The organism is Rhizobium sp. P1_B8 (assembly GCF_056406515.1).
Genome location: NZ_JBFTZZ010000091.1, coordinates 1 through 425 on the forward strand (window position 1 = coordinate 1; position 425 = coordinate 425).

Genomic DNA, 425 nt, shown 5'->3' on the forward strand with positions numbered 1-425 from the left:
GACGGTTGCAGCCCAAAGAACTGCAAAGACGGGCTGGGCAAGGGGAGCAAAGCTGCTCCCGGAGGATTTGGTAGTGCTCATTTGCCAGCTCCCTTGGTCAGATCAATTGTCGCGACAATGATGAATGCGCCAGCGAGCCCGAGATGTTCGAAGAAGGCATTGGTTGCCATCATGCGGTCCATGCCCGGGGGCAGCTCCCAGAAACGAAGGGCGATAAGGGTAGCAAAGAGTGTGAACCCGGCGAGCGCCAGCGCACCTGCCCAGCGAAGGATCCCCGATACCACCATGGCCGAAGCCGCTAGTTCGAAGGCGATAACGGCGACCGCGAAGAATGCCGCCGGATACAGACCGAAATGGTTCATTTCAGCGATTGCGCCCTGAAAATCGAAGAGCTTGGTGAGCGGCCCCTGGATATAGGCCGCGCA

General features: G+C 58.8%; 1 protein-coding gene. It reads right to left on the reverse strand.

Features of this window, described 5'->3' with window-relative positions; translation table 11 throughout:
- Positions 1-77 precede the first annotated feature (77 nt).
- Positions 78-425: DoxX family protein (locus AC1D2N_RS36250; RefSeq protein ID WP_477983044.1), on the reverse strand; the 348-nt coding region annotated here is incomplete at its 5' end.